Consider the following 8,813-nt stretch of genomic DNA (forward strand, 5'->3'; position numbering starts at 1 on the left):
CTTTGCGTTGTAAGCTTTTCCAAAGTTTTTGAGCTTTGGAAAAGGTGGGATAACTGTAAGTGCCATCCAGTTTAAAATCTAGTAATTTTAGTTGAGTAGGGATTGCACCCAAATTTTTTTGGGAAAATAATGAAACATAACTTTAGTTTGTTAAAATTAGTGTTCCGTTTTTCAATTGGATGGTGAATTTTCTTAAAAGAAAATTATTCTGATTTTCGTATTGAGGCAGTTCAATTGTTATAAGTGCTTCTATCATGAAACCTAGCGAAATAGGCATATTTCAACCTTTTTAGTTGTTTTTGTAAGCTTATTAAATCAGCTTAGGCCTGTATTTCTCCTGCAATCCCCTCAAAAAATTCCTCAAAACCTGATCCTTGCAGGGTCTGTATTGGCTTTGTTCCGGTTTTCTGAAAAGGGCACTGAGTTCATGTTTTCCAAACCTGAAACCAATCAAATCCAAGGTGTCCAAGATGTCTTCATCTTTCATGTTCATAGCAATTTTCAGTTTCCTGAAAATCACGTTGTTGTTAAGCTTTTTCTCGGGAAGGGGCTGTTCTCCATCTTTTTTGCCCCGATTTTTGATAATCAAGCCATTCAGAAATGCAGCCAGATCTTTGTCATAGATGGGTTTACTTTCGGGATCATCTTCCTTTTTGAGCCAATCACTTACTTCTGGTCTGCCAACTTCCAATGTCCCCAAACCAAAAATTGAAATCATCTCGTCATCCGAGAAATCAAATGTATAGCGCAAGCTTCTTAATATATCGTTGTTTGTCATGTATGCTTTTATTTGGGAATTTTATTATTTGCGAACATTTTGTAAAACGTCGTTTTCTCCGTGGTTAAGCCTTTTTCCAATTTTGACCACAAAGAACACCATGGTCGCATAAATTACACAAGGATTTTCGCAAAGTGTACTCAGTTGGACTAAACTTCTTTAGTCGGCTTTAGCCCATTCAAAACGATTCTACTTCAACTCTAAGGTAGTTTAGTTACTAACAAAGTAGCAAATAACCCAATTCCTATTTCACCCTATAGCTTAACCTCATTGTTATGGAAGCTGTTTTTTCTTTTGAGCTTGTATTGAATGTGCCTCCCCAAGAATAGTCTTCGGCCGAGTTTTGTCCAGTAATCTGGAATATCCCCATATTTGCAGAAATAAGTTGGCCCAATTTAGAACCTGAGTTCTCAGCGATTCGCTCAGCACGGAGTCTGGCATCTTCTGTCGCTTTGGAGATCATTTCTATTTTTAGACTTTCCAGTTTTGTGTAATAATATCTTGGAGGCTGGGAATAGAACTTGACACCCTGAAGGAGAAGTTCTGTGATTTCCCTGGAGATTTGCTCGACTTTGTCTACTTCATTGGATTCGATCTGTATGGATTGATCCAATTGGTAACCCAAAAAAGTACGCCCCATAAAATTCCCGCTGCTGTTGTAATTCTGCTGGTATTGGGGGTTGGTATTGACAGCTTTGAATATGATTTGCTCCTTTGGAATTCCTTTTTTGACCAGGTAATCTGTGACTGCCTGCCGGTCCTTTTCCAGATCTGCATAAGCATCTTTGATTTCGTAGCTCTCTCTGCTAAAGTTTCCTTCCCAAACTACCAGATCCGAGGAGAAATTTTGTTCTCCTAATCCAGTGACATCCACTGTTCCTGATTTTTTGTTTCTGTTGACAATGGAATTGCCTAAAATAGCGGCAGATACGATGATTGCCAAGGCAAAAATGGCGGCTGTAAGATGCTGTTTCATAAATGTTGGGTAAGTACTTCAAGGTCTTTTCTAATAGACCTATCAGGTTTTTTGTTAATAAAATTGATCCTTTATATTGGAAAACAAGCAATTTGCAAGGATTAAACCTGACAGGTCCCGCCCCTTAGCGAAGCGGCATTGAATCTTATGTTCAAATTTAAAGATAATAATGTGGATTTATAAGACTTTCATTCGATATACCTGATCTTTTTTGTTTTGCAAATCAACCAAGAAGCCATTTACTACCGCATATTTCAGGATTCCTTTTTCTTCCAAAAAGAAATTTGGATTGCCCCCCATCTTGATGCTGAACGGGATTTGGTCTCTTTTTGACAAAATCAAAATGGGTAAATCATATAGTTGTTGGTCATCTGCATTTTCAACTTTCACAGCCAAATATCCATTTTGCAATAATTCCAGCACCTTTTCTTCTGTAAGGTCTTCCACTTGGGCAAACACCTCTTCAAAAATATTGCCTTCTTTCACTTCCATCCCACCTGCATCCAAGGATTCATAGCCATAGAAGACCGATAGATCACCCAAATCATCAATAATTCCATTGACGTAATAATCATCATCAGTATCGTATTCCCTTCTTCTGATCCCAAGATCAACCTGGTGTCGATAGTTTGGTAGGTTGATGCTCAAGTTGGTAATGATCAGATCCATGAGCTTCAAGTCATTGTCAGGAATAGAGTAATAGTCTTCCAAATCGTGATTTTTGTATGCTTCGTCTGCAATTTCTGTCAAAGCATGGAGCAAAAGCATAAAATTCAATTTACGGATTTCCTGTTTCTCAGGGTCATTTGCCATGCCTCCTGACTCTATCAAAATTGTGCTTGTACCCCATTTTTGGAAATTATCCCCAAAAGCCCTAGGTTCAAATGCATCATCATATTTCCCTACTTGCCCAGGCTTTACTTCCTGCAACAGTTTGTTGATGCCAATGATCACCTTCATGGCATATTTCCTCACATCATTGATGTCTGTCTCATAGTTGTATGCAGGGGCTAATACCGAAATGCTGGCAGGATTTGGGCTTTGGGATACATTGTAATAGATCTGCTGGTCATGTAGGTTGAAACCGAAGTGTGGAGAGAAGCTATCTCTCGCATTCTTTAGGATTTTGGACTCAGGGGATGTTAGTGCGATAGCATCCCTATTGAGGTCTATGTCTAGCGCATTTCTCCTTTTCCATTGGTTCATTCCATCTGGATTCACGACGGGGATTATTCTTAAGGTTATTTTTGACAAAATTTTATTTCTGATTTCTGTGAAATCATCCTCTTCTCCACCCAAAAAATTCATCAGGTCAAAAAGTGCCATCGTAGTTGTACTTTCATTGCCATGCATCTGGGACCATAGCATTACTTTGGTATTGCCTGTTCCTGTTGTCAGTTGATAGATAGGTTTTTGTTCTACAGATTTTCCGATTTCTTCCACTTGAAACCTGGAATTCCTTTCGCTGATCAGATGTGTAATTTCTTCATATTTAAACCGCCTCTTTTCGATGCCCTCTTGCTTAAATTGCCCATAAGCATTTTCCAAATCATCAAGGTTTATTTTTGATGGGGTTTCTATTTGCTTACTACATGCAAATAGAAAAATGAGCATTAAAATTTGTAGGGTATTTTTCAAAGTGTTCATAGGTGATTATTATCTTTAGCTAAATTTAGCTAAAAAATAATTATCCCATCATTCAAATCCTCAATCGATGAAACTTTCATTTTTCGTAAAAGACCTTGAACTCAAACATACTTTTACCATCGCACATCAAAGTAGGGATATACAGGATACTGTGATTGTGAAGCTTGAGCACGAGGGTTTCTATGGTTTGGGTGAGACGACTACAAATCCTTTTTATGGGATTAACCAAGAAAACATCTGTTTGTCTCTGGAAAACTCCAGGGATATTGTAGAAAATGGTAGTTGGAACACGCCTGAAGGGCTTTGGGAAATGAGCAGAAGTGTTTTTGAACTGAATCCATTTGCCCAATGTGCTTTGGACATGGCCGCTTGGGATATCTTTACCAAGATGAGGGGTGAAAAGCTGTATAAATACCTCCACTTGGATCCAAAGGATATCCCTATGACCAATTTTACCATCGGAATAGATTCTGTGGAGAAAATGGTCGAAAAGATGAAGGAAGTGGATTGGCCTTTGTATAAAATCAAATTGGGTACTGCCAATGATTTGGAAATAGTTAGAGAATTGAGAAAGCATACCAATTCTCCATTTAGGATAGATGCAAACTGTGCTTGGACAGCAGATCAAGCTATTTTGTTTTCGGAGGAATTGCAGAAGTTGAATGTGGAGTTTATGGAGCAGCCATTGGGGAAGGATGATTTGGAGGGAATGAAAGAAGTGTACAAATACAGCAAACTTCCAGTGATAGCAGATGAGAGTTGTATTGTAGAGTCGGATGTGAAGAAATGCCATGGCCTATTCCATGGAATCAATGTAAAATTGGTAAAAGCAGGAGGGATCACACCTGGGTTAAGGATGATTGCTGAGGCCAAAAAGTTGGGAATGAAAACAATGGTCGGATGCATGACGGAATCATCTGTAGGAATCACAGCCATAGCCCATATCGCGGCACTTTTGGACTATGTAGATATGGATGGAGCGATGCTTTTGAAGAAGGATATAGCACGGGGAGTGGTCATCACTCCACAAGCGATAAGTTTTCCTGAAGGAAATGGGATTGGGGCGGAGTTGGTGGTTTAAAATTAATTGATTAGCAACTTCGGATATTAAATTGTCAGGCAAACTGACTGTGGATATTGACATGTAATTGCAAACTACACTAGGGCATGACAGGATGAAATAAAATTTAAGATTGAGGCTGTTTTAATATTGCAAAATTAAATTGTGAAAAATTAATGAAACTTTACCAACACGAGATTCAGTTAAAAAGTTATCCCAGAGGGTGCCATTTGATCACAGAGATAGTCGAACACCAGATTCCTGAAATCAGTCAAATCCAGGCAGGAGTGCTTCAGGTATTTATCAAGCATACTTCGGCAGGTTTGACTATCAATGAAAATGCAGATCCGACTGTAAGGAAGGATTTTGAAACCTTTATCAATGAGTTGGTTCCGGAAAGTTATCCACGGTTTATCCACACTTATGAGGGTTTAGATGACATGCCAGCGCATTTGAAAAGCAGTTTTTTGGGTAACAGTCTGCAAATACCTATAACTGGTGGAAAACTTAACTTAGGAATTTGGCAGGGAATTTACCTTTGTGAGTTCAGAAATAATGGAGGGCGGAGAGAGCTGGTTTTGACAGCTTTTGGACTCTGATTATAATGTTAAAGTATAGATAACTGATTTTCCTGTACTTGAGTATGAGCCCTTTTCTATAGAATCAAACCTTGTGTCATTTAATATTAATGTTTTCACATTATAGAATGATGGGTCAAGGTGCACTTCCCAATCTCCATTCTTTTGTGTGACTTCAATTCGAATCTCGTTATCCTCTTTTTTGAAATCCATGGAAATATTGTTGTCAGCTATGATTACATTTTCAATCTTGGCTGAATTCCAAGAACTTGGCATTTGAGGTTTTATGTGGATAACTTTGTTTCTGGCATCTGGATTGATTCCGAAAAACTGCGTCACCAAAGGAACTGCATAGCTGTAGAGGTTCCAAGCCTGTGCCATCATTCCATAGTCAGGAGAAACTTCATAAATTGAACCCGGAAGTGCAAATCCAAAAGATTTTGTCATTCTTTTTAAATAACCCAAAGCTTCATCAGGCCTTCCGTAATTATTCTCTGAGATAGCTTGGACACCAGTTGGCAAAGTCATCACTGCACCTGTGTATGAAAAGACTTTACTCCCTTCAAACTTTCCATCAGCAGATTCGGAGGTTTCATCCCGATCAATTCCGGTAACAAACACCCCAAAAGGATTTACGAATTTGCTTCCTTTGTCCAATGCTTTGATTGCTTTTTCTTCTTCTGCTATCCCCATTTCCATAGGCGTATTGACAACCCAATTATGGAAGAGAACAAATCCTTGCTTTTTGTTCCTTGGATATGTGGATAACTTCTTCTTTGTAGCTTTCAACTCTTCTACTGCCCATGGTTTTTCAAGTGTGTCAGCTCTGATAATAGCAGCGTCAATCAAGTGCAGCGCCTCTGCCGTAGTTCCGATAAAATCTGCATACGAGTTATATTCCTCTACCCAAAATTCCTTGTTGATCTTCTCTTTTAGCAGATCAGCTGTATGTTGATAACTTTGGGCTTGTTCTGTTTCTTCCATGAGTTTTGCCATCTTGGCGGCATCTGCAAATGCCTTTTGGGTATAGACCGCTACATCGATCATCTCTGATTCCAATCCGTGGATTTCCATCATGCCATACCCATCCGGAAAAAGATTCCCATCCGCATCATTTTCTTCCATTAGCCATTTCAAGCCCTTCTTGATGAAAGGATAATATTTTTGCAAAAACTCTTTATCACCAGTCCATTGGTAAACCCAATAGATCAATGAAGCAAACTGGGGTGTTTCATTGATATTTCCAGGATTGAAAATCACACCGTTGGAACTTACTTCATGGACGACTTTTCCGTTACCATTTGTTTCAGATAGCTTGTGGATAAGTTCTATCGTACTATAAACCAAATCCTTCCTGCCTGTTGCAATTGCGCCTTTGAGGGTGTATTCATTGTCCACACCAAACCACCATGGGTAATCTGGCATGCCAGCACCAAGCCCTCTCCCTATCTCTGGCACATCTCTGACCAACCATTCTGTATTATACTTTACCCATTCAAATGCCAATTCAAGTTCTTTATCTGGAATGGTGATTTTTGATTTGGAGGCAATTTTTTCATAGTGATCGATTTTCTCTTTTAAATAGGTGTTTGCATGCTTTGATAAGAGATCATAGGTTTTTTCCGCAGAATCCTGATCTTTGTATGAGCCAGCTATAAAAAATCTGATGGTTTCTATCTTTCCTGGCCTGACAGTTACTTTGTATTTTAGATTGGCAGAACCCCCCTTGCCCTGTGGTTCGTAGAGACAAGAGATATCGATTTTTTCCTCTTCAACTCCATGTTGATTTGAACCGAAGAGTACATACCATTCATTGGAATCATCCTTTCCTCTCCATGCTTTTCTTGATTCATCGAAATTCAAGTTATCCACATCATCTGTCATCCCAACTCTTTCACCAAGCCAAACAGGCATCAAGTCAGTATGTCCTGTGAAATTGAAATCAAATGATTTTTTTTCATTCCCATTATTGCTAAAGGTAAATTCAATAATCACTCCTTCAATTCCATCTGGGACAAACTGAAATCTTCTGACTTCAAGGTCAGGGATAGTTTCAGAAAAAATATGCTTATTGCCAAAAGGATAGTTGATAAATTGATCTGCTCTATCCAAGCAATAAGAGCTGCCTTCAATCTGGATTGAATTTGTAAATCCATCCATCATCTTGATGGGATGATTCCAGATTCCTCCCATCTCCCCTTCTACATGCCATCCCAAATCAGGAAAAGTCCCATCTTGATGGCCTACCATATATACCCGGTCTCCAGCAGTTACATAAGGGGAATTTAGGTATTCAGATTTTCCAATCAAGCCTTCTTTGTTCTTGATTAATTCCTGAAGTGGGTCTTGCTGAGGTTCATTTTGACATGAAAGAATAGATAAAATCAAAAATGTCGATAGGAAGGCATATTTTTTATTCATAATTGATAAAATTTAAACACTCTCAATAACTGAATTTAAGCCTTTAAACCTTGCCAATCAACCATTTTCACAAAAGTTGTTTAATCTTCCCAACCCCAAGGAGTTTGTGGTGTTTCCACTTCTTTTGTCAAGTCAAACTTTACATTTATTGAAGTGTCGTTGTTGATTCTTCTTAAGTTGTAAGAAAATGTAGTGTCATCCAAAGTTATCCACCATATATTTGTAGCAGCATAAGGAATCAAGCTTGTTGTTTCTTGGTCGGCAGGGAAAAATTGAACCTTCGGCATACCTGTATTGCTGCTTGTTCCTCCATATTGCGTCACTCGGTCCTCAGTACCATCCTCATGTCTATGATCATGCTTTAGTTTGATCACATCCCCTTCTTCCATGGTCAATACCCACGTTCTGGAATGATCATCGCCTACGTGAAACGGGATTGTAATTTTGCCATCCTCACATGTTCTTACATGCATTACGAGTTTTTTTCCATAAAACTGATCATTCTCAGAGGCGTTGACCATTTCCCCCTCAAATGATTTTCCACAGAGTTTGGATAAGTTTTCCCAAAATACCAAAGAGCCTGATCCTTGTTCGATTTGTTCTCGCTGTGCAAGCAGGTTTGTAGAAATAAGAGTTAAGACAATAAATAGTAGTTTCTTCATTTTATGGTTGCTTACATTTAAATTGTTTGCAATGTAAAATCTATTCTTTTAGATAGATACAATAAAGGAATGGAATACGATGCTCAAGTAAGGTAAAATATTTCGAATTACCCAAAAACTTTATTTGAACAGTCGGTTAATTGGTCAATGATCTTAATATAGACTGGCACAGGGATGCGGCATATTTTGAAAGTCAGTTGATCGATTACCATGTTTGTTCCAACTGGGGAAATTGGATGTGTGTGGCTGGCGCTGGGAATGACCCTAGGGAAAATAGACACTTCAATATCCTCAAGCAGGCAAATAATTATGATCGAAAAGGGGGGTGTGTGAGGTGTTGGATTCTGGAGCTAGAAGCCATTCCGGGGTTTGATATCCATCAACCTTTTGAGTTATCCACAAAGCAACTAAAGGAGTATCAGGTTTCACTTGGCGCAACTTATCTACATCCCATGGTCAAGATACCATTGTTTTAATGCCTCATTCTGGGGGAAAACCTTCACATTTAGACGAAGACTTTAGTGTTTTTTTCTTTGTAGACTTGGTGATCATTGTGGTTATAATTTTTACCACAAGGATCACCAAGTTTTTCACAAAGGTATTATGTTTGAAAAATAGGCATAAGCTAGATTTCATATATTAAAGGGAGAAATTCAACATTAACCTTTAAATTAAGAACGCTTATGCCATC

8 protein-coding genes are annotated in these 8,813 nt (G+C 38.5%); 3 read left to right on the forward strand and 5 right to left on the reverse strand.

What is annotated here, in order from left to right; all coding sequences use genetic code 11:
• Positions 1–310: 310 nt before the first annotated feature.
• The 3 genes from ACFSKL_RS17030 to ACFSKL_RS17040 all read right to left on the reverse strand — a co-directional run bounded on the left by ACFSKL_RS17030 (position 311) and on the right by ACFSKL_RS17040 (position 3,368).
• The gene (locus tag ACFSKL_RS17030; protein WP_376887583.1) at positions 311–778 is read right to left on the reverse strand and encodes a YehS family protein; all 468 of its coding nucleotides are present in this window, start codon (positions 776–778) and stop codon (positions 311–313) included.
• Positions 779–1,022: 244 nt separating this feature from the next.
• On the reverse strand, positions 1,023–1,754 hold the full coding sequence (locus ACFSKL_RS17035; protein ID WP_376887585.1) for an SIMPL domain-containing protein: 732 nt from the start codon (positions 1,752–1,754) through the stop codon (positions 1,023–1,025).
• Between the two features lie 177 nt (positions 1,755–1,931).
• Positions 1,932–3,368: a M14 family zinc carboxypeptidase gene (locus tag ACFSKL_RS17040; protein ID WP_376887587.1), complete on the reverse strand. Its 1,437-nt coding sequence runs from the start codon at positions 3,366–3,368 to the stop codon at positions 1,932–1,934.
• A 100-nt stretch (positions 3,369–3,468) separates the two neighbouring features.
• Here ACFSKL_RS17040 and ACFSKL_RS17045 point away from each other — a divergent pair, with 100 nt between their 5' ends.
• The gene (locus tag ACFSKL_RS17045) at positions 3,469–4,482 is read left to right on the forward strand and encodes a dipeptide epimerase (protein ID WP_376887589.1); all 1,014 of its coding nucleotides are present in this window, start codon (positions 3,469–3,471) and stop codon (positions 4,480–4,482) included.
• A gap of 155 nt (positions 4,483–4,637) precedes the next feature.
• Positions 4,638–5,060 (forward strand): secondary thiamine-phosphate synthase enzyme YjbQ, encoded by a 423-nt coding sequence (locus tag ACFSKL_RS17050; protein ID WP_376887592.1) that lies wholly within the window; start codon positions 4,638–4,640, stop codon positions 5,058–5,060.
• Here ACFSKL_RS17050 and ACFSKL_RS17055 read toward each other — a convergent pair whose 3' ends face one another.
• Positions 5,061–7,460: an alpha-L-rhamnosidase-related protein gene (locus ACFSKL_RS17055; protein WP_376887594.1), complete on the reverse strand. Its 2,400-nt coding sequence runs from the start codon at positions 7,458–7,460 to the stop codon at positions 5,061–5,063.
• 80 nt (positions 7,461–7,540) lie between these two features.
• Positions 7,541–8,122 (reverse strand): hypothetical protein, encoded by a 582-nt coding sequence (locus ACFSKL_RS17060; RefSeq protein WP_376887597.1) that lies wholly within the window; start codon positions 8,120–8,122, stop codon positions 7,541–7,543.
• 140 nt (positions 8,123–8,262) lie between these two features.
• On the opposite strand from ACFSKL_RS17060, the gene ACFSKL_RS17065 reads away from it, so the two are divergent.
• Positions 8,263–8,598 carry an FAD-binding domain-containing protein gene (locus ACFSKL_RS17065; protein WP_376887600.1) on the forward strand — a complete coding sequence of 112 codons (336 nt, stop codon included), beginning with the start codon at positions 8,263–8,265 and terminating at the stop codon, positions 8,596–8,598.
• Positions 8,599–8,813 lie beyond the last annotated feature (215 nt).

Source organism: Belliella marina, from assembly GCF_042682445.1.
GTDB classification, from domain to species: Bacteria; Bacteroidota; Bacteroidia; order Cytophagales; family Cyclobacteriaceae; genus Belliella; species Belliella marina.

Excerpts from the sequence above, each read along its gene's own strand:
- ACFSKL_RS17030 (WP_376887583.1), bottom strand. The coding sequence starts at position 778 with ATGACAAACAACGATATATTAAGAAGCTTGCGCTATACATTTGATTTC.
- ACFSKL_RS17035 (WP_376887585.1), bottom strand. The coding sequence starts at position 1,754 with ATGAAACAGCATCTTACAGCCGCCATTTTTGCCTTGGCAATCATCGTA.
- ACFSKL_RS17040 (WP_376887587.1), bottom strand. The coding sequence starts at position 3,368 with ATGCTCATTTTTCTATTTGCATGTAGTAAGCAAATAGAAACCCCATCA.
- ACFSKL_RS17045 (WP_376887589.1), top strand. The coding sequence starts at position 3,469 with ATGAAACTTTCATTTTTCGTAAAAGACCTTGAACTCAAACATACTTTT.
- ACFSKL_RS17050 (WP_376887592.1), top strand. The coding sequence starts at position 4,638 with ATGAAACTTTACCAACACGAGATTCAGTTAAAAAGTTATCCCAGAGGG.
- ACFSKL_RS17055 (WP_376887594.1), bottom strand. The coding sequence starts at position 7,460 with ATGAATAAAAAATATGCCTTCCTATCGACATTTTTGATTTTATCTATT.
- ACFSKL_RS17060 (WP_376887597.1), bottom strand. The coding sequence starts at position 8,122 with ATGAAGAAACTACTATTTATTGTCTTAACTCTTATTTCTACAAACCTG.